At 70.5% G+C, this 24,493-nt stretch carries 20 protein-coding genes; 16 read left to right on the top strand and 4 right to left on the bottom strand.

What is annotated here, in order from left to right:
- From VGJ14_04070 to VGJ14_04050, 5 genes are all read left to right on the top strand, one after another.
- Positions 1-387 (top strand): ATP-binding cassette domain-containing protein (locus VGJ14_04070; GenBank protein HEY2831577.1); only part of this gene is annotated, 387 nt, incomplete at its 5' end.
- 13 nt (positions 388-400) lie between these two features.
- Entirely contained in the window at positions 401-1,828 is a 1,428-nt protein-coding gene (locus tag VGJ14_04065; GenBank protein HEY2831576.1) for a pyruvate, phosphate dikinase, read from the top strand.
- Positions 1,825-2,622: an ATP-binding cassette domain-containing protein gene (locus VGJ14_04060; protein ID HEY2831575.1), complete on the top strand. Its 798-nt coding sequence runs from the start codon at positions 1,825-1,827 to the stop codon at positions 2,620-2,622. The genes VGJ14_04065 and VGJ14_04060 overlap by 4 nt, the downstream gene beginning before the upstream one ends.
- A 19-nt stretch (positions 2,623-2,641) precedes the next feature.
- Complete coding sequence (locus VGJ14_04055) at positions 2,642-3,742, top strand: hypothetical protein (protein ID HEY2831574.1); 1,101 nt, start codon at positions 2,642-2,644, stop codon at positions 3,740-3,742.
- A 54-nt stretch (positions 3,743-3,796) separates the two neighbouring features.
- Positions 3,797-5,872 (top strand): DEAD/DEAH box helicase, encoded by a 2,076-nt coding sequence (locus VGJ14_04050; GenBank protein HEY2831573.1) that lies wholly within the window; start codon positions 3,797-3,799, stop codon positions 5,870-5,872.
- Between the two features lie 19 nt (positions 5,873-5,891).
- Here the strand turns inward: VGJ14_04050 and VGJ14_04045 are convergent, their stop codons facing one another.
- The gene (locus tag VGJ14_04045; protein HEY2831572.1) at positions 5,892-7,358 is read right to left on the bottom strand and encodes a carotenoid oxygenase family protein; all 1,467 of its coding nucleotides are present in this window, start codon (positions 7,356-7,358) and stop codon (positions 5,892-5,894) included.
- Positions 7,359-7,424: 66 nt separating this feature from the next.
- Between VGJ14_04045 and VGJ14_04040 the strand changes: the two genes are divergently transcribed.
- From VGJ14_04040 to VGJ14_04020, 5 genes are all read left to right on the top strand, one after another.
- A complete protein-coding gene (locus VGJ14_04040; protein ID HEY2831571.1) occupies positions 7,425-8,099 on the top strand; it encodes a TetR/AcrR family transcriptional regulator in 675 nt (224 codons plus the stop codon).
- A gap of 81 nt (positions 8,100-8,180) precedes the next feature.
- Positions 8,181-8,978: an SDR family NAD(P)-dependent oxidoreductase gene (locus VGJ14_04035; protein ID HEY2831570.1), complete on the top strand. Its 798-nt coding sequence runs from the start codon at positions 8,181-8,183 to the stop codon at positions 8,976-8,978.
- A 10-nt stretch (positions 8,979-8,988) separates the two neighbouring features.
- Positions 8,989-10,068, top strand: a complete 1,080-nt coding sequence (locus VGJ14_04030; GenBank protein ID HEY2831569.1) for a phosphotransferase — start codon at positions 8,989-8,991, stop codon at positions 10,066-10,068.
- Between the two features lie 11 nt (positions 10,069-10,079).
- Positions 10,080-11,177 carry a TIGR03857 family LLM class F420-dependent oxidoreductase gene (locus VGJ14_04025; protein ID HEY2831568.1) on the top strand — a complete coding sequence of 366 codons (1,098 nt, stop codon included), beginning with the start codon at positions 10,080-10,082 and terminating at the stop codon, positions 11,175-11,177.
- A complete protein-coding gene (locus VGJ14_04020; protein ID HEY2831567.1) occupies positions 11,177-11,812 on the top strand; it encodes a TetR/AcrR family transcriptional regulator C-terminal domain-containing protein in 636 nt (211 codons plus the stop codon). The genes VGJ14_04025 and VGJ14_04020 overlap by 1 nt, the downstream gene beginning before the upstream one ends.
- A gap of 3 nt (positions 11,813-11,815) precedes the next feature.
- On the opposite strand, the gene VGJ14_04015 is transcribed toward VGJ14_04020, so the two are convergent.
- Complete coding sequence (locus VGJ14_04015) at positions 11,816-14,083, bottom strand: molybdopterin-dependent oxidoreductase (GenBank protein ID HEY2831566.1); 2,268 nt, start codon at positions 14,081-14,083, stop codon at positions 11,816-11,818.
- 54 nt (positions 14,084-14,137) lie between these two features.
- On the opposite strand from VGJ14_04015, the gene VGJ14_04010 reads away from it, so the two are divergent.
- From VGJ14_04010 to VGJ14_04000, 3 genes are read left to right on the top strand one after another with little or no spacing between them, the layout of a single operon-like run.
- On the top strand, positions 14,138-15,916 hold the full coding sequence (locus VGJ14_04010) for an N-acetylglutaminylglutamine amidotransferase (GenBank protein HEY2831565.1): 1,779 nt from the start codon (positions 14,138-14,140) through the stop codon (positions 15,914-15,916).
- Positions 15,906-17,627 (top strand): N-acetylglutaminylglutamine synthetase, encoded by a 1,722-nt coding sequence (ngg, locus tag VGJ14_04005; GenBank protein HEY2831564.1) that lies wholly within the window; start codon positions 15,906-15,908, stop codon positions 17,625-17,627. The genes VGJ14_04010 and ngg overlap by 11 nt, the downstream gene beginning before the upstream one ends.
- Positions 17,624-18,769: an osmoprotectant NAGGN system M42 family peptidase gene (locus tag VGJ14_04000; protein HEY2831563.1), complete on the top strand. Its 1,146-nt coding sequence runs from the start codon at positions 17,624-17,626 to the stop codon at positions 18,767-18,769. The genes ngg and VGJ14_04000 overlap by 4 nt, the downstream gene beginning before the upstream one ends.
- Before the next feature lie 229 nt (positions 18,770-18,998).
- Here the strand turns inward: VGJ14_04000 and VGJ14_03995 are convergent, their stop codons facing one another.
- Positions 18,999-19,730 carry a hypothetical protein gene (locus tag VGJ14_03995; protein ID HEY2831562.1) on the bottom strand — a complete coding sequence of 244 codons (732 nt, stop codon included), beginning with the start codon at positions 19,728-19,730 and terminating at the stop codon, positions 18,999-19,001.
- 172 nt (positions 19,731-19,902) lie between these two features.
- Here VGJ14_03995 and VGJ14_03990 point away from each other — a divergent pair, with 172 nt between their 5' ends.
- Genes VGJ14_03990 through VGJ14_03980 form a run of 3 tightly spaced genes read left to right on the top strand, consistent with a single transcriptional unit; the run spans position 19,903 to position 22,814 of the window.
- Positions 19,903-21,141 (top strand): acyl-CoA dehydrogenase, encoded by a 1,239-nt coding sequence (locus VGJ14_03990; protein ID HEY2831561.1) that lies wholly within the window; start codon positions 19,903-19,905, stop codon positions 21,139-21,141.
- A gap of 6 nt (positions 21,142-21,147) precedes the next feature.
- On the top strand, positions 21,148-21,888 hold the full coding sequence (locus VGJ14_03985; GenBank protein HEY2831560.1) for an SDR family oxidoreductase: 741 nt from the start codon (positions 21,148-21,150) through the stop codon (positions 21,886-21,888).
- A gap of 17 nt (positions 21,889-21,905) precedes the next feature.
- Entirely contained in the window at positions 21,906-22,814 is a 909-nt protein-coding gene (locus VGJ14_03980; protein ID HEY2831559.1) for a Dyp-type peroxidase, read from the top strand.
- A gap of 7 nt (positions 22,815-22,821) precedes the next feature.
- Here VGJ14_03980 and VGJ14_03975 read toward each other — a convergent pair whose 3' ends face one another.
- On the bottom strand, positions 22,822-24,492 hold the full coding sequence (locus VGJ14_03975) for a PEP-utilizing enzyme (protein ID HEY2831558.1): 1,671 nt from the start codon (positions 24,490-24,492) through the stop codon (positions 22,822-22,824).
- Between the last annotated feature and the right edge of the window lies 1 nt (position 24,493).

The raw sequence follows: 24,493 nt of genomic DNA, 5'->3' as shown, positions 1-24,493 counted from the left end.
GAATTCCGCGCCGCGTTCAAGACCGCCACCTCCACGTTCCCGGTGCTCGGCAAGCGATCGCGGCAGGTCGCCAAGACGCTGTCCGGCGGCGAACAGCAGATGCTGGCGCTGAACCACGCCTACGTCGGGCACCCCAACGTGGTGCTGCTGGACGAGGTGTCCATGGGTCTGGCGCCGAAGATCGTCGCGGAGATCTTCGACTACCTCACCGACCTGAAGAGCAAGGGCGTCGCGCAACTGCTGGTCGAGCAGTACGTGGGCCAGGCGCTGAAGATGGCCGACCACGTCTATGTGCTCAACCGCGGCCGGATCACCTTCGAGGGCAAGCCCGAGGAGGTCTCCGAGGAGACCATCATGAACAGCTACCTCGGGTCGTTGGCCCAGTGATGACGGTGTTGCAGTGGCCCTGATCTGGTTGCCCGCCGCCGACCCCGCGCTCGGCCGGGACGTGCTGGGCGGTAAGGCCTTCGGCATCGCGCACATGCTGCGCCTCGGCCTGCCCGTGCCGCCCGCGTTCGCGCTGACCACCGACGAGTGCCTGCGCTTCCACCAAGCCGGGCGCACGCTGGCCGACGAGGTGCTGGCCGCGCTGGCCGACGGCATCGCGCAGCTGGAGGCCGAAACCGGGCGCGGGCTGGGCGATGAGAAGCGGCCGCTGCTGGTCTCCGTTCGGTCCGGTGCCGCGCGCTCCATGCCCGGCATGATGGACACCATCCTCAACCTCGGCATGACGCCGGAGGTCGAGGCCGCACTGGGCGAGCAGAGCGGCGACGTCGGCTATGCGCGGGACACCGCGCGGCGGTTCGCCGAGCAGTTCGAGCGCGTGGTGGGCATCCCCGCGCCGGCCGCACCGGCCGAGCAGTTGTACGCCGCGGTGGCCGCGGTGTTCGACTCCTGGTTCGGCGAGCGCGCCATCGCCTATCGGCGGCATCACGGCATTGCCGAGGACGGCGGCACGTCGGTCACCGTGCAGGCCATGGTGTTCGGCAACCTCGACGACGACTCCGGGACCGGCGTCCTGTTCTCCCGTAATCCGTTGACCGGCGACGCGGCGCCCTACGGCGAATGGCTGCCGCGCGGGCAGGGCGAGGACGTCGTCTCGGGTCGTTTCGACGCGTTGCCGTTGACTGCGTTGGCCGAGCAGCACCGGGCGGTGCACGACCAGCTGCTCGAGGTCGCCGCGAGGTTGGAGCGCGAGGGCCGCGACGTGCAGGACATCGAGTTCACCGTCGAGTCCGGTCGGTTGTACCTGCTGCAGACCCGAGCGGCCAAGCGCTCCCCGGACGCCGCGGTGCGCTTCGCGGTGATGCTGCACGACGAGGGGCTGGTCACTGTCGACGAGGCGCTGGCCATGGTGAGCGCCGAGCAGATCGCCGCGCTGCGCAAGCCGCGCATCGACCCGGCTGCCCGAGCGGGCGCGACATTGCTGGCGAGCGGTGAGCCCGCGTGTCCGGGCGTGGGATTCGGTCGGGTCGCCATCGATTGTGAATCGGCCGAGGACCTCGCCGATACCGGTGAGGACGTCGTGCTGGTCCGGCCCACCACCGACCCGGACGACGTGTCCGGGATGGTGGTCTCCGCCGCCATCGTCACCGAAATCGGTGGCGCGACCAGTCACGCCGCGGTGGTCAGCCGGGAACTCGGCACTCCGTGCGTGGTGGGCTGCGGCCCCGGCGTCGTGGACCGGCTGACCGGGCGTCAGGTCACCGTGGACGGCACCACCGGTGAGGTCTTCGACGGGTTGTTGCCGCTGGCCCCGGCCGGCGAGGACGCCATCCCCGAGCTGGCCCGGATCAGCGCGTGGTCGAAGGCGGGAGGTCACGGATGAGCGATCGCATCGACCTCGACGTACAGAATGTGACGGTCCGGTTCGGCGGCATCGTCGCGGTCAGCGACGCGACCGTGTATGCCAACGGCGGGGAGATCACCGGGTTGATCGGGCCGAACGGCGCGGGCAAGACCACGTTCTTCAACGCCTGCTCCGGCCGCAACCGGCCGGAGTCCGGCACCGTCGCGCTCGGTGGGCAGCAACTGGACCACCACGGCAAGGCCAAGCGGGCGCACCTGGGCCTGGGCCGCACGTATCAGCGGATGGAGCTGTTCGACAGCCTGACCGTCGGGGACAACGTGCGCACCGGCCCCGCCGCCTACTTCTCCTCACACCGCAAGACCTTCGGCATCGCCAACCCGGTGCTGGGTCAGCTGCGCTCGACGCGCAGCGAGACCAAGGAGATCAACCGCCGCGCCGATGAGGCCATGGCCCGGTGCAGCATTACCCGGTTGGCCGGCAAGACCGTGGGTGGACTCTCGACCGGGCAACGGCGCCTGGTCGAGTTGGCCCGGGCGATCGCCACCCCGTTCACCTTCCTACTGCTCGACGAACCCTCCTCGGGTCTGGATGTGGCCGAGACCAAGGCGTTCGGGGAGGTGCTCACCAACTACGTGACCGAGACCGGCCACGGGATTTTGATCGTCGAGCACGACATGGCCCTGGTGGCCGACATCTGCACCCGCATCTACGTCCTCGATTTCGGCAAGGTCATCTACGAGGGCACCACCGCCGAGGCGTTGAAGAGCGACACCGTCAAGGCTGCCTACCTCGGCGACGTCGCCGTTGCGTGAGACACCGGAGGAGAAAATCATGAAGCTGCTGGCGACCCGGAACATCGTCTGCCTGGCCACCGTCAGCCTGGCCGGCGCCTCGGTCATCGGGCTGTCGGCCGGTACCGCGTCGGCCAACGACAACCGGTACTCCCTCACTGCCCAGGGCGATTCGCAGTTCTACCAGGTCGACGGCGGCGACATCCCCGGCTCCCCGCAGAACACCGCCGGGTCGCTGACCGCGCAGGCGCACATCGACAGCACCGGGCAGAACACCTCATTCGCCAGTGCGCCCTACTACGGCAACTCCGTTGAAACACTTCCCGGTCTGGTCAACGGCGCGCCGCAACAGTTCGGTTACACCCAGCCGATCCTGCCGTTCTCCAACATGCCCGGCTACGTGACGGCCAGTTACCCCTCACGGCCAACCGGGGACGACGCGAACTTCTACTACAAGGTGCACGCCGAGGCCGCCGACGACCACGCCTCGGCCGCGGGTAGCAACGGTGCGCCGGATTCCGTGCCGGCACCCAACCAGCAGCAGCTCGCCACCGCCGAGGTGAAGAACGCCAACGCCAACAGCACGGTGGCCAACGCCGAGGGTGCGGCGGCCGGGTTCGTCCAGGGTCCGCTGGAGGTCGGCTACTCCGACGCCAAGGCGCTGATCAGCGACGCCGGCGGCGCACCGAAGGTGCAGAGCACGGTGTTCGGCCGGTTCTCCATCGGCGGGCAGGACTTCGGCTACGACAAGTCCGGGTTCACCTACCTCGGCCAGTCCCAGGACAAGAAGGCCGCCCTGGACTCCGCGAACTCCGCGCTGAAGGCCTCCGGGATGCAGCTCGACGTCGCCCCGGAAACCACCACCACCGATCCGGCCAGCGGCATCGTCACCTACACCTTGGGTGGGTTGAAGGTCACCAGCGACTTCACCACCTCCAGCGGCTCCCGGTACACGATCAGCTACGTCCTCGGTCGGGTACAGGTCTCCTCGGTCAACGCGCCATTCGGGGCGAGCGTGGCCTCGACGGTGTCCCGGTCGGCGGCGACCCTGGGTGGCGTGGCCAACGCGACACACGGCGCCACCTCGGCGCCGACCAGCTCGGCTCCGACCGTGACCCACGAGCCGGCCACCCGCGACTGACGGTTATCCCCGGGCCGCCGCTGACTGTCAGGGGCGCTCCGTAGGGTCGACTGCGTGACGGAATCGGGGGGACAGGCGGCGCTGGCCGACGTGCTGGCACGGTTGGCCGGGCCGGGGGCGACGCCACGACCGGATCAGGTGGCGGCAGTGGACGCGCTGCTGGACGGGCGCCGCGTGCTGTTGGTGCAGGCCACCGGCTGGGGGAAGTCGGCGGTGTACTGGGCGGCGGCGTCCGGGTTGCGGGCGCGCGGGCGGGGGCCGACGTTGGTCATCTCGCCACTGCTGGCACTGATGCGGGACCAGGTGGCGGCGGCCGAGCGGGCCGGTTTGCGCGCGGCGACGGTGAACTCGGCGAACGTGGACGACTGGCAGCAAGTGTTCGACGCATTGGCCGACGACGCGCTCGACGTACTACTGGTCTCCCCCGAGCGGCTGGCCAACCCCCGCTTCGCCGACCGGGCTCTGCCGCTGCTGGCCGGTGCCGGGCTGTTGGTGATCGACGAGGCACATTGCATCTCCGACTGGGGTTTCGACTTCCGACCGGACTACCAGCGACTCACCCGACTGCTCGCGCAACTGACCGACGGCGCCCCGGTGTTGGCCACCACCGCGACCGCGAATGCCCGGGTCACCGAGGACGTCGCCGCACAACTCGGCCCGGATACCGCGGTGTTCCGCGGTCCGCTGGCCCGCGCGACGCTGCGGCTGTCTGTGGTGCCGGGGTTGGGTGGCGTGCAGCGGTTCGCCTGGGTGGCCGCGGCCCTGGGCACGCTGCCGGGCTCCGGCATCGTCTACGCACTGACCGTGGATGCGACGAACTCGTTGGCCGAGTTCCTTGCCGGGCAAGGACATCGGGTCGCCGCGTACACCGGGCAGACCGAGCCCGACGAGCGGGCGCGCATCGAACACGCGCTGCGTGCCAACGAACTCAAGGCGGTGGTGGCCACCTCCGCGCTGGGCATGGGCTACGACAAGCCCGACCTCGGCTTCTGCGTGCACGTCGGCTCCCCGGACTCCCCGGTGGCCTACTACCAACAGGTAGGCCGGGCCGGTCGCGCACTGCCGCCGGAACTCGCCGCCCGGGGCGCGGTCGGGGTGCTGCTGCCGGCTGCGGAGTCCGACCCGCGGATCTGGGAGTACTTCGCCACCGCGACCATCCCCGACCCGGACGCGGCGCGGAAGGTGTTGGCCCTGTTGGCGTCCACGGACACCATGAGCGTGCCTGCCATTGAGGCGGAGACCGGCGTGCGCCGCGGCCGGTTGGAGGCGCTGCTCAAGACGTTGGCCGTGGACGGCGCGGTGCAGCGGGAAGGCAACGGTTGGCGCGCCACCGGCGCGGAATGGGCCTACGACGCCGACAAGTACCGCCGCATTGTGGCCGCCCGTCGCGCCGAGGCGGATCTGATGCGCACCTACGCGGCGGGCACTCGCTGCCTGATGGAGGTGCTCACCGAGGCCCTGGACGACCCGGCGGCCGGGCGGTGCGGCCGCTGTTCGGTGTGCACCGGCGAGCTACCCGCGCCCGGTGCCCGCCCCGGCATCACGTCCGTCGACGCAGCGACGCTCCATCTGAGGGGTCGTCGCCATGTGCTGGAGCCGCGCAAGTTGTGGCCCACCGGTACCGCGCGCAAGGGCCGCATCGCGGGCCTGGCCGAGGGCCGCGCGGTGGCCTTCGCCGACGACCCGGCGTGGCTGGAGGTGATCGCCGAACTGGCCGGCGCCGACGCCGACCCGTCCCCGGACCTGCGCGACGGCCTGATCAACGTGCTGCGCGCGTGGGCGAAGGACTGGACCGCTCGTCCGGTGGCCGTGGTGCCCATGCCCAGCCGCGGTCATCCGCGACGGGTGGCGGGTATGGCCGCGCACGTCGCCGAAGTCGGCCGGCTACCGGTGCTCGACGCGCTGCGGGTGCAGGGCGCCCGCCCGCCGGAGGACGTCGCGTCGGCCGGCCGCGTCGCCGCTCTGCTGGCAGGCCTCTGCCTCGTCGATGGCGCCGTATTGCCCGAGGGCCCGGTGCTGTTGGTGGACGACATGCTGCGCACGGGATGGACGGTGACCGTGGCCGGGGCGCTGCTGGCCGACGCGGGCGCCGCTGCCGTGCTACCGCTGGTCGGGCACCGCCGCCCCTGAAATCACGCACCTCTCATGCTCATTCGGCCGGGGCCCAGTTCCCGTGGAAGCCGGCCGGGACGCGGGCGGGCAGGTGCACCGCGGCCTTGGTCGCGAGCGTCTGGGCGTCCAACAGCAGAAGGTCCGCGGCGTCCCGGTCGGGGTCGTGCACGAAGCCCATCAGCGTGCCGCGGTCCTCCGCGCTGTCCGCCTCGTCGGGGGTGAACACGAACTCCCCGACGGTGTGACCGGCGCCGAACGACCGGACCAGCGGTGACCCACCGGCCAGGTCGTGGCGGATCAGGGTGTCGCCGGTGACGCCGTCGTAGGTGACGGCGTAGCCATAGCGGTGCCGGGCGCCGACCACCCGTTCATCGACCCGGGGGAACTCCTGGCCACGGTCGTCGAGGCGCTCCTCGAGCACCTTGCCCGCAGCCCGGTCAATCGTCCACCGGTCCAGGGTGGGCGCGCCCTCGTCCGGGCCGAGTGGGTGGGCGTCGAACATCTTGGGGTGCCGCACCACGTCAACGACAATGCGATCTCCGTCGTCGTAGGCGTTCAGCGGATGGAAGACGTAGCAGGGTTCGACCTCGAACCAGCGCACATCCGCGGCGCCGCCCTCTCGCGGCAGAATGCCCACCCGGGCCGGATAGTCCGGGTCCCAGGCGTAGGGGAACGGCGGGGTGTCCCCGCCCATCAGCCGGGCGGTGATGGCCGCCGCCATCGGCGCGGGCGTGGCGCGCTTCCCGATGAACAGACCGGCGCCCTTGGCCGCCACCGAGCCGAGACCGCCGCGCAGTTTCGCCGGCACCAGGCCCGCTGTCGCGGACAGATCGAACACGCACGGCAGATCGAACAGCACGATGTGACTTTCCGTCAGCGCGAAGTCGTGCATCATCGGGCTGCCGGTGACCTCGATGTCCACTACTCGACGGATCCGGGCGTCGGTGTCGAGCACGGTGTACTGCACCTTGTTGCCCCAGCCCCAGTAGTAGGACACCGCGTGCAGTTCCCCGGTGCGCGGGTCGCGCTTGGGGTGTGCGGTGTAACCGCCGGGCAGCGTGCCGTCGAAGTCGCAGGCACCCTTGGTCTCCAGCTCATCGGTCAGTTCATAGGGCCGGGGCCCGGACTCGACGATCGCGTAGGTGCGACCGTTCTGCACGACGACGTTGGTGTTGGCCGGGAAGTCCCACCCGGCGTGCAAGCTCGCCCCCGGCCGGGGCTGCTCACCCAGGGCCGCGGCCACGCCCGCCGAGCGGACGAACCGGTTGCGGTACCACTGCGCCTTTCCATCGCGCAGCCGGACGCCGTGCACCATGCCCGTACCGAGGAACCAGTGGTGCCGCGCGGGATCCACCGGGGCCACCGGGTTGGGTCCGTTGCGCAAGTACCGGCCGTCGAGATGGTCCGGCACGGTCCCGGTGACCGGCAGGTCCACCGCGGTGGTCTCCACCGCCACCGGCGCGAAAGTACCGGTGAGATAGGGGTTTTCCGCGGTCACGGTCATCGGCGCGCCTCCTATGGCATAGCACTGCTATGGAATTTATAGCAGTGCTATGGCAAAATCTCAAGAGTGAGTCCGAGGCCCGCCGATCCGGCCGTGCGCACCGCACTGCTGGAGAACGCGGCCCGGCTGGTCGCCACCGAGGGCACGAGCGGGTTGACCCTGCGCCGCCTGGCCGAGCAGACCGGCACCTCCACCATGGCCATCTACACCCACTTCGGCGGCATGCAGTCGCTACGCCAGGAGGTCCGACAGGAGGGCTTCGCCCGGCTGCGGACCCACCTGGACACCGTTGCGGCGAGCAACGATCCGGTGGCCGACCTCGCCCGGCTCGGCTACGAATACCACGACAACGCCCGGGAGAACCCGCACCTCTACCGCGCCATGTTCATGGACCATCCGCAGCCCGACGGTGATGACGACATCGGCTTGGACACCTTCGATCTGTTGGTCGCGGGCGTGCGCCGGTGTATCGACGCCGGCCGCTTCGCCCCCGCCGACCCGGTGCCGCAGGCGCTACAGCTGTGGTCGGCCGCCCACGGCCTGATGGCCCTGATGCTGTCCGGGTTGCTCGAGGACGACCTCGCGCTGGCTACGCTGGAGAGCAGCTGGCGGAACCTGTGCCAAGCGTTCGGCGACGATCCGGGTCGTCTCGACCGGTCCCTGGGCAAGGCCCGCCGCGCGGTGGGAGCGCCGGCCGCGCGGCCGTCAACGGGCCGATTCGACGCCCGACATAGGGATTGACGCCGTTCTACCGCCGCCCTATGGTTCGTGCATCCGAAATTCCGTACGTCCTACGGTAATTCACCAGCAGGGACCGACGGCATGACTCTTCCGGCACCGAGCAACGGATCCGCGGCCCTGGTCACCGGGGCCTCCTCGGGCATCGGCGAAGCCCTGGCCCGGGGCCTGGCACAGCGCGGCCACCGGGTGGTGGTGGTGGCCCGTCGGCGCGAGCGCCTGGAGAAACTCGCGGCCGAACTACGCGAGAAATCCGGGGTGCGGGCCGACGTGCTGGTCTGCGACCTGGCCGATGCCGCCGACCGGGACCGGATGCTGCGCGAACTCGAAGCGCTCGACGTCGATGTCGAGGTGCTCGCGCTGTGCGCGGGGTTCGGAATGGTCGGGCCCTACCTGGACAACGACCCGGACCGCATCCTGCAGATGGTGCGGACCAACGTCGAGTCCACGATGACACTGGCCCGAGCGCTCACCCCGGCGATGGTGGCCCGCCGCCGCGGCGCGGTGCTGTTCGTGTCCTCGATGGCCGGTGACCAACCGATGCCGAGCTTCGCGCCGTACGCCGCGACCAAAGCAGCGGTTTCGTCTCTCGGCGAGGCACTGCACTGTGAGCTCAAGCCGCACGGGGTCACCGTCTCGGTGCTCGCGCCGGCCGCGGTGGCCACCGAGTTCTCCGCGGTGGCCGAGGCAGCCCGGCAGGAGAAGCGCCAGCCGAGGTTCATGCTGGCCAGCGCCGAGCAATGCGCCACCGCCGGCCTGACCGCGCTGGAGAAGGGCCAACGCAAGGTCTGCCCACTGCCGCAGGCGCGGGTCTTCACCTGGATCTGCCGGCACCTGCCGACGTCGGTGTGGCTGCCGATCAGCCGCCGAATGCTGGGCTGAGGAGGCCGCCATGACTGCGACGCTCGCCGACTCCCTCGCGGACCTGACCCCGCAATGGTTCACCGCCGCGCTGCACGACGGCGGCGCGATCAAGCCGGAGACCACGGTGACCACCGCGACTGCCGCCCTCTACGGCACCGGCCAGTTGGGCTTGGTCGGCCGGGCCGAACTGACCTACGACGGCGGAGAGGGACCGGCCTCGGTCATCATCAAGCTGCCCTCGCACGACCCCGGAAGCCGCGGGCTCGGCGTCGCGATGGGCGCCTACGAGGGCGAGGTGCGCTTTTACCAAGAGATCGCGCCACGCACGTCGATGCGTGTGCCGCGCCCGTACTGGACCTCGTTCGAACCCGGCACCGGCCGGGTCACGCTGGTCCTGGAGGACCTCACCGGCAGTTGGCAGGTCGGGGACATGATGGCCGGCTCCTCCTCCGCGCAGAACCGCGCGGCACTGGCCGAAATCGCCCGGCTGCAGGCCGACCTGTGGGACACCCCGGACCTGCGCGAGCCGGCGTGGCTGTCGGCACCGGCGCGGACCCAGATGCTCTTCGACACCGTCGCCGGCGCCGTCGAGCCGTTCCTGGCGCGCTTCGCGCCGCACCTGTCGCCGGACGCGGTTGCCCTGATCGAACAGCTCTGCCCGCTCGGCGCGACCTACCCGGCGCGCGCCTGGCAGGGCCCGCTGGTCGTCACCCACGGGGACTTCCGGCTGGACAACGTGCTGTTCGCGCCGGATGGCGACGCCCTGGCCGCGACGATCCTGGACTGGCAGGGGCTGCGGCTCGGGCCGCCCGGCATCGACGTGGCGATCTGGCTGGCCACCAGCATGGACCCGGACACCCGCCGCGCCCAGCAGGACGACCTGATCACGGGTTGGCACCAGTGCCTGCTCGCGGGCGGGGTCACCGGGTTCAGTCGCGACGACGCCGTCGCGAGTGTGGCCGCCGGTGTGCTGTGGCCGCTGCTGCTCGGCGTCCCGATGTCGCTGACCCTGCAACAGTCCGAGCGCGGCGACGCCATGTTCGCCGCCCTGGTCGCCCGGTCCGCCGCCCTGGCCGCCGACCTGTCCGCCGCATCCGTACTTCTCTGAAGGAGCATCAGATGACAGAGCTCGCCCCCGTCGCGGAGGACATGAGCGCCTTCATCATCGCCGGTGCAGTGACCTCGCAGCGCGAGGACAGCGAGTACGAGACGGTGTCCCGCACTCCGGCGCAGGGCATCGAGGACGGCGTGGAGGCCGAACGTCTCGGCTTTCGCCGGGTGTGGCTGTCCGAGCGCATCGACATCAAGTGGGCCGACGTCATCCTGTCCGGGATCGCGGCCCGGACCTCGCGGCTCGAGGTGTGCACCGGGACCGTCGACCCGACCACCCGGCACCCCTGGACGCTCGCGGCGATGGCCGCCACCATGCAGTGCTGCTACGGCGAGCGATTCGTGCTGGGGCTCGGACGCGGCGAGAACGGATATTTCAAGGGCAGCGGCATCGAGATGGCGACGTACCGTCAGATGGACGACTACGTCGACATTCTGCGGCAGCTGTGGGCGGGCAAGCACGTGGACTACGACGGACCGGTGGGCACCTTCGAGGACATGTCGTTCGCCGAGGCCTATCACGGCAACCCGCCCCCGGTCTGGTTCGGCGGGTTCTGCCACCCGCGCGGTGCCCAATTCGCGGCGGAGAAGTGCGACGGCGTCATCCTCATCCCGATGATGAACCCCACCGCGATCGCCGCGGCCAAGCAGCGCATCGTCGACGCCTGCGCCAAGATCGGCCGCGACCCGTCGGAGATCCGGGTGGGCGCGCTGGTCGTCACCGCGCCGGATCTGTCCGACTACGAGACCCGGGCGATCGCGCACGGCCGCATGGTCACCTATCTCGTCTACCCCGGCTATGGCGAAGCGGTGTGCGCGGCCAACGGTTGGGACCCCGCGATCCTGGACAAGATCCGCAACCACAAGAAGTTCGCGGACATCACCCAGATCGCCGACCGCGAGTTCCAACGCCATCAGATGCTCGACGTCGCCGCCCAGATTCCCGACGAATACATGGCGGACTGCAGTGCCTTCGGCACCGTGGACGAGTGCGTGAGCAACCTGCGCCGGTTCATCGACGCGGGCGCCGACGAGATCGTCACCTACGGCAGCACCCCGGCGCAGAACGCGAAGCTGGTCGCCGCGTGGCGGGACCGCGACCAGTAGTGGAGCGCACCCGCCGTGGCCGACCGGCCCTGCTGACGCGGGATCAGATCGCCCGGGCAGCCTTCGATCTCGTCGACGCCGAGGGCGGCGCGGCGCTGACCATGAACCGCCTCGCGGCCGAGCTCGGCGTGGGCGCGATGACGCTGTACGGGTATGCCGAATCCAAGGACGAGATCGTCAACATGTTGCCCGATCTGCTGTTCGCGGACCTGCCGACCACGGCGCCGGAACAGCCGCCGGCCGACGCGCTGGAAGACCTACACGTGGCGATCTACCGCCGCCTGGTCGGACATGGTGAGGTCACCCGGCTGATCGCCAACTCCCCCGCGTTCGGGCGGGCCAGGGCCGAGATCCTGGAGTCCGTGCTCGCGCGCCTGGCCGAGGCCGGCTTCGAGCCCACCGAAGCGTTCGAGCTGCAACGCGCGCTGGGCACCTACACCAGCGGCTTCGCCCAACTCGCCCTCGCCGGGCCGGGCGGACCGGGACGGCCCCGGGCGCGCTGGATCGCCGACCTGGACCCCACGGCCTACCCGCACACCACGCAGATCGCCGATCTGCTCGCGACCCCGCCCAACGAGGACCAGTTCCTCCACGGTCTGCGCCGGATCCTCGGCGGCGAGTCCTCCGCCGGCTGATCCTCAGTCCACGGCGGCGGGGAACGTTTCTGAGATCCCGTCAGGACGGGGGGTGGGCAGCCGCCCGCCGACGTGGGTCACGGTCACCGGGATGCCGTTGAACACCGCGTTGCCGCTGATCGGCTCAACCACCTGCTCATCGGCGAGCACGTTGCTGTTCACGCCGGCGTTGCGGCCGGCCACTCGCAGCCGCACCTCCGGGGCGTCGTGGCCCCAGCCGTGCGGGATGCTCACCACGCCGGGGCTGATGTCGTCGGTGATCTCCACCGGCAACAGCACGTCACCTACCCGCCCGGCCACCCGGGCGAGTTCACCGTCGACCAGGCCGTGCCGCGCGGCATCCTCGGGGTGCACCAACACCGTGCACCGCAGGCTGCCCTTCATCAACGCGGGCAGGTTGTGCATCCAGGAGTTGTTGCTGCGTAGGTGGCGGCGGCCGATGAGCAGCAGCGGCCGGACCGCGGTGTCGGCGTGCAGGTCCGCGCGCAGGCGGTCCATGTCGGCCAGGAGCAGCGGCGGCGCCAGTTCGATGCAGCCGCTCGGCGTGCGCAACGCCTCGGGCAGCCGCGGCTGCAGGGGACCCAGGTCGATGCCGTGCGGGTTGGCCAGCAGCTCGTCCAGGCTCAGCCCGTACGGACCGGTGCGCAGCAGCAGGTCGATGGTGCGGGCCGGGCCGCGGCGGCCGGTGGCGGCCACGGCCTCGAGGACATCCGGCGGTGCGTGGCGGGCCAGGGAGGCATAGGTGGCGTCGTCGAACTCGGCGGGGTCGGCGTCCGGGTCCTTGCCCTCGGCGATCAGCGCCAGCTTGGCGATCACCTCCCATTCCTCGGGCTGTCCCACCGGCTTGGCCAGCACCGCCTCGGACCAGTTCGCCACGTTGCGCAGCGCGAACGGATAAAGGAACACGTCGTAGTGCTCCTTCTCCAGCGTCGAGGGCACCGGCAGGATCACGTCGGCGTGCCGGGTCGTCTCGTTCACGTAGACGTCCACCGCGACCAGGAAGTCCAACCCGGCCAGGGCGGCATCCAGCCGCTGCGCGTTGGGCGCGGACACCACGGGGTTTCCGGCCACGGTGACCAGCGCCCGGATCTGCCCGGCGCCGGGGGTGTCGATCTCCTCGGCCAGCGCCGGCGCCGGGAACTCACCGAAGGACTCGGGCAGGCCGCGCACCCGGGTGTGCCGCCGATGAATCACGGTGCCCGGTCCGCGGCCGCCGGGACCGCGGGTGTTGGGCGAGCCCAGCGCGGGCTTGGGAAACATCACCCCGCCGGGGCGGTCCAGATTGCCGGTGAGCGTGTTCAGCACGTCGACCAGCCAGCTGGCCAGCGTGCCGAAGGTCTGGGTCGTGGTGCCGATCCGCCCGTACACCGCCGCGGTCGGTGCCGCGGCCAACTGCCGGGCCAGCTCGCGGGTGGTGGCCGCGGCCACCCCGGTCGCCCCGGCCACCGCTTCGGGAGTGAACGTCGCCAGCGCGGTGCGGACCTCCGCCAGACCCGCCAGGTGATCGGCCACGGTGCCGAGGTCGACGAGGTCCTCGGCGAACAACACCTGCACGATCGCGGCCAGCAGGTGCGCGTCGGTGCCCGGCCGGATCGGGATCCAGGAATCGGCCAGCTCCGCGGTCCGGCTGCGCCGTGGGTCGACGACCACCAGCCGCCCGCCGCGGGCGCGCAGCGACTTCAGCCGCCCCGGCCAGTCCGGGGCAGTGGCCAGGCTGCCGTTGGAAACGAACGGGTTCGCCCCGAGTACCAGCAGGAAATCCGTGCGGTCCACGTCGGGCACGGGCACCGTGGCGTTGGAACCGAACATGAGCGCCGCCGCTATCTCCTTCGGCCGCTGGTCGAGCGTCGATGCCGAGTACAGGTGCGGCGAGCCGACCGAGCGCGCCAGGTGGCGCAGATAGAGCATCGGACCGAGGTTGTGCGCGGTCGGGTTGCCGAAGAACAGGCCCACCGCCTCGCGTCCGTGCCGGGAGATGACGCTGCGCAGCCCGCGGTCCACCGCGGTCCACGCCCGGGCCCAGGACGCCTCAACCAGCTGCCCGTGCTCGTCGCGGACCAGCGGTTGGCGTAGCCGGTCGGGATCGTCATGCAACTGGCCCAATGTCGAACCCTTGGGACAGATGAAGCCGCGACTGAACACGTCGGCCCGATCACCGCGGACCCGCACGACCTCCTCACCGCCGTCGGTGCGCGGCCGCAGGGTGATCTCCAACCCGCAGGTGGCCTCGCACAGCGGACAGGTGCGCACGGCCGTGCGCCCGGCAGTCATAAAGTTCATGATGCCCGAGGGGTGTGAGCGCCGCCGGCCGGGTAGGTGCCGGCAATGTGTGGATTTGCCGGCGAACTATGCCCGCGTGGAGGCTCGCCTGACCTGGTCGCGGTGGCGCGCATGGCAGCGACCATGGGTGATCGCGGCCCGGACGCGGCGGGGAGCTGGTCCAACGACCGCATCGCGTTGGCGCATCGGCGCCTGAAGATCATCGACCTGTCCGAGGCCGGGGCCCAGCCGATGGTCGATGCCGAACTCGGCGTGACCGTGGTCTTCAACGGCTGCATCTACAACTACCGGCAACTGCGCGAGGAACTGCAGCAGGCCGGCTTCCGGTTCTTCTCCAGCAGTGACACCGAGGTGATCGCGAAGGCGTACCGGGCCTGGGGCGAGGACTTCGTCGATCGGCTGGCCGGCATGTTCGCGATCTGCATTGCCGACCGCGATACCGGTCGTACCCTGCTGGTCCGCGACCGCCTGGGCATCAAACCCCTCTATCTCAGCGAACGCCCGGGGCGGGTCCGATTCGCCTCCACATTGCCCGCGCTGTTGGCCGGCGGCGGGGTGAACACCGACATCGACCCCATCGCGCTGCACCACTACCTGACCTTCCACAGCATCGTGCCCGCGCCGCGCACCATCCTGCTGGGCGTACGGAAGATACCGCCGGCCACCATGCTGATCTTCGAGTCCGACGGCACGCTGCGCGAGCGGGAGTACTGGACACCGTCGTTCACCCGGGTGGCGGACCGGGCGGGCTGGAGCGCCCGGGACTGGCAGGACGCAGTGCTCGACGCGGTGCGTACCGCCGTGCGCCGCCGACTGGTGGCCGACGTGCCGGTCGGCGTGCTGCTGTCCGGCGGGCTGGACTCCAGTTTGGTGGTGGGTCTGCTCGCGGAGGAGGGACAGACCGGGCTGGCCACCTTCAGCATCGGCTTCGAGGCCGCCGGCGGCGAGGACGGCGACGAATTCAAGTACTCCGACGTCATCGCCCGCGAATTCGGCACCGACCACCACCAGATCCGGGTGCCCACCGATGACATGCTCCCGGCGCTGCCCCGGGCCATCGCGGCGATGAGCGAACCGATGGTCAGCCACGACGCGGTGGCCTTCTACCTGCTCTCCCGGGAGGTCGCTCGCCACGTCAAGGTGGTGCAGTCCGGCCAGGGTGCCGATGAGGTGTTCGCCGGCTACCACTGGTACCCCCCGATGCAACACGCCGGCCGGGACCCGGTGGGCACCTACGCGACCGCGTTCTTCGACGCCGACTCCGCCGCCCGCAACGCCGCGGTCGGCGAGGACTATCGGTTGCCGCACGACGTCAGCCGGGAGTTCATCGAGGCGCACTTCGCCCGTCCGGGCGCGGACGGGCCGGTGGATCAGGCGTTGCGTTGCGACACCACGGTCATGCTGGTCGACGACCCGGTCAAACGGGTGGACAACATGACGATGGCAGCGGGGTTGGAGGCCCGGGTGCCGTTCCTGGACCACGAACTGGTCGAACTGGCGGCGACCTGCCCGCCCGAGCTCAAGTTGGCCGACGACGGCAAGGGTGTGCTCAAGGAGGCCGCCCGCCGGGTGATCCCGGACGCGGTGATCGATCGCCCCAAGGGCTATTTCCCGGTACCCGCCCTCAAGCACCTGTCCGGCCCGGTGCTGGAACTCGTCCGCGATGCGCTGCACACGCAAGCCGCGCGGGACCGCGCCCTGTTCACCAGCACGGAGCTACGCCACCACTTCGCCGACCCCAATGCCGAGCTGACACCGCTGCGCGGCAACAGACTTTGGCAACTCGGACTGCTCGAGATGTGGTTGCAGGCCCATGGCATCTGACGTCGCGTTGGAATGCGGGTGGGGCCGGCTGATCATGGGCCACACCTTCACCGATCACACCGACCTGTTGGCGGTACTGCGTCGGGAGGCGCCCGGCCGTCGCGACATCTGCATGTACGTGCACGAACCGCAGGTCCTGGTCGGCCTGGCGCCCGACGAACTGTTCATCGATCCGTCGGTGACCTACCGACTCCCGCTGTCCGCCGAGGTTCGCCCGGCGCTGCCCGACACGCAGGGCATCCGGGTGCGCGAGCTGGCGGGGCCGGCCGACGCCGACGCGGTCAACCGGCTCTACGCCGGCGCCGGCATGCTCACCGTCGACCCGCAGACATTGATCGCCAATCAACGCAGCGATGTCTTCACCTATCTGGTCGCCGAGGAGGCCGGTACCGGACGGTTGTTGGGCACGGTGACCGGCGTCGATCACCGGGCAGCCTTCGGCGATCCCGAAGCCGGGTCCAGCTTGTGGTGCCTGGCAGTGGACCCGCAGTCGCAGCGACCCGGCGTCGGGGAGGCCCTGGTAGTAGCGCTGGCCGAGCGACTGGCCACGGCGGGGGCCGCGCACCTGGACCTGTCGGTGCTGTACAACAACGCCCCGGCCATCGCGCTGTACGAGAAGCTGGGTTTCAGCCGCGCGCAGGTGTTCTGCGTGAAACGCAAGAATCCGATCAACGAGCCGTTGTTCGTGCCGGCCGCCGATGACCTGGCCCGGTGCAACCCGTACGCGCGGATCATCGCCGACGAGGCGATCCGGCGCGGCATCCACGTCGAGGTGCTCGACCCGCAATGGGGCGAGCTGCGGTTGACCCACGGCGGGCGGCGGGTGCTGACTCGCGAGTCGCTGTCCGAACTGACCAGTGCGGTGGCGATGAGCCGCTGTGACGACAAGCGGGTGACCCGGCGCATTCTCTCCGACGCCGGACTTCCGGTGCCCCGTGGCCGCTCGGCCGGCCCGCCGGAGGACGTCGCTGCGGACGAGGCATTCCTCGCCGCGGTCGGCGAGGTCGTGGTCAAGCCCGCCCGCGGTGAGCAGGGCCGCGGCATCTCCGTCGGCGTGCGCACCCCGCCGGAGCTCGCATCGGCGGTGGCCGAGGCCCGGCAGCACTGCCCGGACGTGCTGATCGAGGAACTGGTCGCGGGCCAGGACCTGCGCGTGGTGGTGATCGATTCCGAGGTGGTCGCCGCGGCGGTGCGTCGCCCGGCCCGGGTGACCGGTACCGGCCGGCACACCGTGCGGGAATTGATCGCAGCGCAGAGCCGCCGCCGCGCGGCGGCCACCGGCGGTGAGTCCCGGATCCCGATCGACGACGCCTGCCGCGCGGTGGTGGCGGCGGCGGGGTGGGAGATGAACGACGTGCTACCCGCCGATCATCAGCTCACCGTGCGCCGCACGGCTAACCTGCATACCGGCGGGACCATCCACGACGTCACCGAGATGCTGCACCCCGAGCTGGCCACCGCCGCGCGACGGGCCGCGCAGGTGCTGGACATCCCGGTGGTCGGATTGGATCTGATGGTGCCCCGGGTGGATGGTCCGGATTTCTACTTCATCGAGGCCAACGAGCGCCCCGGCCTGGCCAACCACGAGCCGCAACCCACCGCGGCCCGGTTCATCGACCTGTTGTTCCCGGCCACCCGTCCGTTGCCGCAACCCTGGGACCCGGGGCTGACCGGCAAGGGCGCGGATCACCTGGTGCAGGCGATCGGGTGAGCGACGTCGAAAGACTGCCCGTCGACGAGACATGGATGCGGAACATCCTGCTCGCTCTGCTGGAGATCCCCAGCCCCACCGGTCGAACCGACCAGATCATGCAGTTCCTCGGGGAAACTCTGACCGAGCTGAAGATCCCGTTCGAGCTGACCCGGCGCGGCGCCCTGTTGGCCACGCTGCGCGGGCTGCGCACGGTGCCCGCCCGCGCGGTGGTGGTGCACGCGGACACCATCGGCATGTCGGTGCGGCGGATCAAGGTCGACGGCCGACTGCAACCGGAGCCGATCGGCTCGCACAGCGCCCGGTTCTCCGAGGGCGCGCGGGTCACCATCTTCACCGACGACCCGCAGGTGTCCTACTCCGGCACGGTGTTGCCGTTGAAGGCCTCCGGGCATGCCTATGGCGAGGCGGTCGACACCCAGGGCGTGGGCTGGGAGCACGTGGAAATCCGCGTCGACGAACTGGTGCACTCCGCTGCGGACGTGCGGGCACTGGGCATCGAGGTCGGCGACTTCGTCGCGCACCACCCGCTAGCGGAGATCACCAACAGCGGCTACGTGAAGTCCCGGCATCTCGACGACAAGGGCGGCATCGCCGCCGCACTGGCCGCGTTCAAGGCCGTCGTCGAGGCCGGTGTGGACCTGCCGGTAACCACCCATCTGCTGATCACCATCGCCGAGGAGGTCGGCCAGGGCGCTTCGCACGGCCTGCACAAGGACGTGGCCGAGATGGTCTCCATTGACACCGCGGTGGTGGCGCCGGGCCAGGAGTCCCGGGAGAACGCGGTGACGCTGGCCATGCAGGACATGACCGGCCCGTTCGACTACCACCTGACCCGCCGGCTGGCCACGCTGTGCCGGCAACTGGACATCGACCACGTGCGCGATGTTTTCCATTACTACCGCTCCGATGCGGCCGCGGCGATCGAGGCCGGTGCGGAGATGCGCGCCGCACTGGTCGGCTTCGGCACCGACGCCACGCACGGACACGAACGCACCACGGTGCAGGCGATCCGCAGTACCGCCGAACTCGTCGCGGCCTACGTGCAGAGCGACCTGACCTTCGCGGATTGGGATGAACACCGACGCGGACCGCTGGAGGACTTCCCCAGCTCCGACCAGATGGCGGTTACCGAGAGCTGACCGGGATCGGTGTGGTCGACCGTCTTCAGGGGTATGCGACAGGCATGAGATGGGTCGCAGCTGTTGCGCTGGCCACCGTCGTGCTGACGCCGACGGCGGCGGGCGCCGCCGCTGTTTCACCGCAATCCCCGCTGCCACCCGGAGCTTGTGCAGTGCGGTACTGCGGGCCGCTCGGGCCCTCCCACCCCACCGTCGAGGTGATTCCGCTGCCGCGGCCGCCCGCCTCCGTTTACTGATCGGTAGTGGAGCCGTCCGGCTCCGGGTCGTCGGTGGCGTCGCTGTCGTCGTCGTTGGTGGCCGCATTGGCGTGCACCTGCGCCCAGTCCTGCTCGGAGGCGGGCTGCAGCATGCCCGCGTAGGTCTTCAGGGTGTCCACGGTCAGGTTCGCGCCGTCCAACTCCACGGCGTGGCCGGGAGTCTGTTCGAAGATCACGAAGGTGTTGGTGTCGCCGGCGTCCGCCCCGGTCAGCGTGCCCCAGGCCGCCTTGTGGCCGTTGACATCACCGGTGGTCTTCTGCGCGCCGTCGCCCGCGACGTCGTTGACCACGTCGTCGAAGGTGGCGCTGTAGCCGGAGACCATGACGTAGGGCGCCGTGGTCTCGTCGTCGACGCTGCCGTCCTGGTACTGCGCCGACCAGTCCAGGCCCGCCACCTCTTGCAGGTCGTCGACGGTCGCCGGGTCGTCCTTACGCGCGGCGTCGGTGATCTCCCAGTTGTCGGCGGGCACCGCGGCGGGGAACACCTCGTACGCGGCGCCGGTGCCCGTCGGGCCGGGCGTGGCGTCCGGGGTGGGCTGCAGAGAGGGGTCGACGGTACTCGCCGCAGGCGCGGGTGCCGCTGCGGTGCCGGCACTCTGCTGCGACCCGCACGCGGACAGGGTCAGGACCAGGACACCGAATGCGGCACACGCGGCCGCGCGGCGGGTGAATCGGGACATGTCGAGCGTTCGGGATCGAATCATGCAGGCAGCCTGCCCGGCACAGCTGTCCCTGCGCCGGCCCCGAGCTTTCGACAACCCGGGAGTTGGCTATCCCGCAGATGAATGCCCGGTGTCCGTGCGGGGTGCAGTCTCGTTCCACCGCGGACGCAGAATCGTTCGAGCCGGCGCCGCCGTTCGTGCCGAGACTGAACAGGTGACGATCGACCTCACCGACCGGCAACGTGCGCTGCGCGGGAAAGCCCGGACCTTCGCCCGGGATGTACTCCGCGACGCGAAGACCACCGCGGAACGATTGCCCACGCCCGAGGAGCGGTTCCTCGCCACCAAGCCCGCGTACCAGCGTCTGGTCGCCGACGGGTTTTTGCGTGCGTGCATCCCCACCTCGGACGGCGGCGAGAACGAGGGCCTGCTCGACACCGCGGTGCTGATGGAGGAGTTGTACTGCCAGAACCCGAGCGTCGCGTTGACGCTGCTGGCCACGGTGCTCGGGTGCCAGCCGGTGTTGGTGGGCGGCTCACCCGAGCAGCGCAAGCGAATGCTGGCCCCGTTCCTGGAGACCACCGGGGCGCCGCTGGCCGCGTTCTGTTCCACCGAGCCCGGCGGCAGCGCGAACCCCGCCTCGCCGCCGCCGGGCGAGGGCGTACGCACCCGGGCGGTGCGGGTCGACGGGCAATGGCTGATCAACGGCCGCAAGAAGTGGGTGTCCTCGGCGACCGGCTGGCAGCGCGACGGCGCCGACCTGCTGTGCATCGTCGCCCGCACCGACCCCGACGCTGCGCCGGGGCTGGGCATCTCGATGATCGCGGTGGAGAGGCCGACCTCCGGCGTCACGCTGGACCGGGTGATCGACTCCCCCGGTTATCGCTGTCACCTGTTGCCGGAGTTCTCCTTGCACGACCTCGCCGCGCCGGAGGAGAACCTGCTCGGTGAACAGGGCGGTGGCCTGAGGTTGGCCGGGGCCGCCTTCACCGGCGCGACCGCGCTCGTCGGCATCCTCAGCGTGGCACTGATGCGCGCGGCGTTCGACCACACGTTGCGCTTCGCAAGGACCGAGCACCGCGGCGGCACCGCGCCGATCCTCGCTCACCAAGCGGTCGGCTACGCACTGGCCGACGCCAAGATGAACATCGAGGCGGCGCGATCACTGGCCCTGCGGGCCTGCGCCGCGGTGGACGCCGGGCACCCGGCCACCGCCGAACTGGCGAACTACTCGAAGATCTTCGGCTCGGAAACCGCGGTGCGGGTGATCACCGAGTTGATGCGGGTGGTCGGCGTGGACAGCTATGACGACCTCGACCCGCTCAACGGGCTGCTGCAGGACGCACTGGTGTTGCCGCTGTTCTCCGGCGGCAACATGGGCGTGCGACGCAAGGCGCTGCACGCGCTGCTGCAGAACCCGGACTATGACCCGTTGACCGCAGCAGAAGGGTGATCTGACATGACGTCAGCCAAGACGGTCATCGTGACCGGAGCGTCCAGCGGCATCGGACTGGCGCTGGCCGAGGCCTACCTCAAGCGCGGGGACAACGTGGTCGGCAACGCCCGCACCATGGCCCGGTTGCAGGAGGCCGCGGCCTCCATCGGCAGCCCGGAGAACTTCCTGCTGGTCGAGGGGGACATCGGCAGGCCGCAGACCGCCACCACGCTGTTCGACCGGGCGATCGAGGCGTTCGGCCGGGTGGACGTACTCATCGCCAATGCCGGCGTCTTCATCGGCAAGCCGATCACCGAGTTCACCGAGGACGAGGTGAACTCACTCATCGACACCAACCTGCGGGGCTTCTTCTATCCGGCGCAGGCCGCCGCCAAGCACATGACCGCGAACGGGGCGGGTCACATCATCGCGATCACCGCGTGCATTGCCATGCAGCCGAACGCCAAGCTGCCGTGCTCGATGACCGCGCTGGTCAAGGGCGGTCTCAATCACGCGGTGCAGGCGCTGGCCATCGAGTTGGCGCAGACCGGGGTCCAGGTCAACGCGGTGGCGCCGGGCGTCATCGACACCCCGATGTTCCCGCGGGACGAGGGCACCTGGGCGTTCCTGCGCACGTTCGCGCCCAACGGCAAGACCGGCGTGCCGCAGGACGTGGTGAACGCGGTGCAGTACCTGACCGACTCCGGCTACGTCACCGGCTCGATCATGACCGTGGACGGAGGATCGACAGCCGGCACCTGGTGACCTGATTTGATGACGCGGTGACTCCTCAGCCCGGCATCTTCGCGCTCGGCACCGCGGCGCAGTCCTATCTGGAGTTCGACCTGGCGTCCGGCGCGGATCCGGTGGCGTTGGTACACGCGCTGGCGAACTTCGACGAGCCGGCGGCGACCCTGGGCGGCGCCAATGTGGTCATTGGCATCCGCCCGTCGTTGTGGGCGGCGGCGGCTCCGGCGGATGCCTTCGGCGTGCGGGATTTCCTCGCACCGGTCGTCGGCCCGGACGGGTTCACCATGCCTGCCACCCAGCACGATGCCTGGGTGTGGGTCTCCGGTCCGACGCAGGATCTGGTCTTCGACGTCGCGATGTCCGCGCTGAACGACGTGGCATCCGTGGCGCACCCGGTGACCGAGGTGAACGGCTGGCCCTATCGCCGGCTGCGCGACCTTACCGGCTTCATCGACGGCACGGAGAATCCGCCACTTGTCGACGCGCCGGGTGTGGTCGCGGTGCCGGACGGCGAACCGGGCGCCGGCTGCAGCGTGGTGCTGGTGCAGCAGTGGACCCACGACACCGCGTGGCTTGCCCTGGAAACCCGCGCCCAGGAGCTGGTGATCGGGCGCACCAAGACCGACAGCATCGAGCTGGACGAGACCGAGATGCCACCGGACTCGCACGTGGCGCGCAACGTGATCGAGGAGAACGGCGTGGAGCTGGAGATCTTCCGCCGCAACACCCCCTACGGCGGTGTCACCGACCACGGCACCATGTTCGTCGGTTTCTGCGCACGCCAGCGGGTGCTGCACCTGATGCTCGAGCGGATGGCCGGCGTCGGTGACGGGGTGCGGGATGCGCTCACCCGGTACACCACGCCGCTGACCGGGGCCTACTACGTGGTGCCCTCGGTGGACGCGCTGCAGCAGTGGCGCGACCCCGAACCGGCGGACTGAGGCAGCGTCAGGCCGCTGATGCCGCCGAGGCGATCAGCACCTCGCCGGTGTCGCCGTCCACGGTGATCTGCTGACCCTCCTGGATCAGCGTGGTGCCGTGCTTGACGTTGACCACGCACGGGATGCCGATCTCCCGGGCGGCGATCGCGGAGTGCGACATGGGGCCGCCGACGTCCACCACGACGGCGGCGGCCTGGAAGAACAGCGCGGTCCACGCGGGGTCGGTGCCGTAGGCCACGATCACGTCCCCGTCGTCGAGTTCGACCGCGTCGGGGTCGGCGACGATGCGGGCACGGCCGGTGACCCGGCCCGGCGACCCGGCCGCGCCGACCAGGCGGTCGCTCGCCGTCTGCGACGCCGCCGGCGGCAGCACACCGAGGGACCGCCAGCGTTCCGCGGCGATCACCGAGATGGCGCCGTGCTTGGCGTCGATCATCTCCGGCAGCGGCAGATCCGCGGCGAGCTCGTGGTTGCGCCGGCGGCGGGCGATGCGCTCGGCGAGGTCGGGCACCGGGTGGCCGTCGAGTTCGTCGAGCAGTTCGGCAAGCCGCAGAAAGTACACTTCGTCGGCGCCGGCCAACCGACCCGCCGCGGCCAGCCGGCGGCCGGACTCCCGCACGATCAGCCGGATCGAGTGGGTGGCCAGGGCCATCGGCACCTTGCCGTTCTCCCGCCAGCGAATGTGCGTCTCGGCCATGGTGAGCAGCCGACCGAACATCAACCAGCGTCGCCCGGCCTTCTGCTGCAGCGCGGCCCGCGCCTCCGCGCGGGTCTTCGCGGTCTGCTCGGCGCGGTCGCCCACGGCGGCACCGGCGACCAGCCGGTCCACGGTGGTCGGGTCGTCGCGCCACGGCCTGGCGGCGAGTTCGAACTCGTTGAAGCCCCGGAAGCCGAATTGGTCGAGGAAATCCGCGCGGGTCGTCCGGCCACGGGCGACCTTCCCGAGCGCGGCGGTGGCCTCCTGCATGTGGATGCCGCCCAGGCCGGTGACCGCAGCGGTGACCATGCCGGTGGCACCGGGACCGGCGAACTTCGCGGCGGTTTCGTTGACCTGTTTGAACAGCGGTGCGGAGATGACGCTGGCCAGCACGTGCGGCACCCGGTAACGCACGGCCTCGTCATGGTGGGCGCGCAGCCGGTCGGTGAGTTCGGCATCGGCGGCGGCGGTCCAGTCGCGGGCGAGGTCGCGGCGCAGCCGGGCGTGCGCCTCGGCGCGGTAGCGCTGCGAACGTTTGGGATAGCTGCGCAATGCACGGACGAAGTTGATGCCGATCCTCGCCAGGGTCAGCGGCCCGGCACCCTTGCCGGCGGCGGTCTTCGGCGCGTCCGGGTCCTCGACCACCCCGAAGTAGTCGCCGTAGACGCCGGTGCGTGAGTAGCCGGGCAGGTTGTCGGCCATGGCCGCGGCCGGTTCGACGGCGTAGGTGTACCAGCCGTAGAACACCGCGTTCCACGTCCACGGGCCGTGGTCGGGCGCGACGCCGAGCTCGTCGGCGAACGCGACGCCGAGGCCACGTTCCTGCGGCAGCGCGATGAGGTCCTGGGTCAGCGGGGTGATCGGGCGCGGCCACTGGTCGTTGGCGTTGGCCCGGGTGTACAGGGCGGGCTCGCGCGGCCACGTGCACAGCTCGTCGTCGAGCTGCTCCTGGTAGCGCTGCAGTGCCGCGTCCTCGCTCATC

This window comes from Sporichthyaceae bacterium (genome assembly GCA_036493475.1).
Taxonomy (GTDB): Bacteria; Actinomycetota; Actinomycetes; order Sporichthyales; family Sporichthyaceae; genus DASQPJ01.
The sequence above is the reverse complement of the archived record's forward strand: the minus strand, read 5'-3'. Positions and strand labels throughout refer to the sequence as shown.

What these genes read in the sequence shown, in the direction of transcription:
- VGJ14_03995 (HEY2831562.1), bottom strand. Translation starts at nt 19,730, where the DNA reads ATGATTCGATCCCGAACGCTCGACATGTCCCGATTCACCCGCCGCGCG.
- VGJ14_04060 (HEY2831575.1), top strand. Translation starts at nt 1,825, where the DNA reads ATGAGCGATCGCATCGACCTCGACGTACAGAATGTGACGGTCCGGTTC.
- VGJ14_04015 (HEY2831566.1), bottom strand. Translation starts at nt 14,083, where the DNA reads ATGACTGCCGGGCGCACGGCCGTGCGCACCTGTCCGCTGTGCGAGGCC.
- VGJ14_04055 (HEY2831574.1), top strand. Translation starts at nt 2,642, where the DNA reads ATGAAGCTGCTGGCGACCCGGAACATCGTCTGCCTGGCCACCGTCAGC.
- VGJ14_03975 (HEY2831558.1), bottom strand. Translation starts at nt 24,492, where the DNA reads ATGAGCGAGGACGCGGCACTGCAGCGCTACCAGGAGCAGCTCGACGAC.
- VGJ14_03985 (HEY2831560.1), top strand. Translation starts at nt 21,148, where the DNA reads ATGACGTCAGCCAAGACGGTCATCGTGACCGGAGCGTCCAGCGGCATC.
- VGJ14_04035 (HEY2831570.1), top strand. Translation starts at nt 8,181, where the DNA reads ATGACTCTTCCGGCACCGAGCAACGGATCCGCGGCCCTGGTCACCGGG.
- ngg (HEY2831564.1), top strand. Translation starts at nt 15,906, where the DNA reads ATGGCATCTGACGTCGCGTTGGAATGCGGGTGGGGCCGGCTGATCATG.
- VGJ14_04025 (HEY2831568.1), top strand. Translation starts at nt 10,080, where the DNA reads ATGACAGAGCTCGCCCCCGTCGCGGAGGACATGAGCGCCTTCATCATC.
- VGJ14_04045 (HEY2831572.1), bottom strand. Translation starts at nt 7,358, where the DNA reads ATGACCGTGACCGCGGAAAACCCCTATCTCACCGGTACTTTCGCGCCG.
- VGJ14_04030 (HEY2831569.1), top strand. Translation starts at nt 8,989, where the DNA reads ATGACTGCGACGCTCGCCGACTCCCTCGCGGACCTGACCCCGCAATGG.
- VGJ14_04010 (HEY2831565.1), top strand. Translation starts at nt 14,138, where the DNA reads ATGTGTGGATTTGCCGGCGAACTATGCCCGCGTGGAGGCTCGCCTGAC.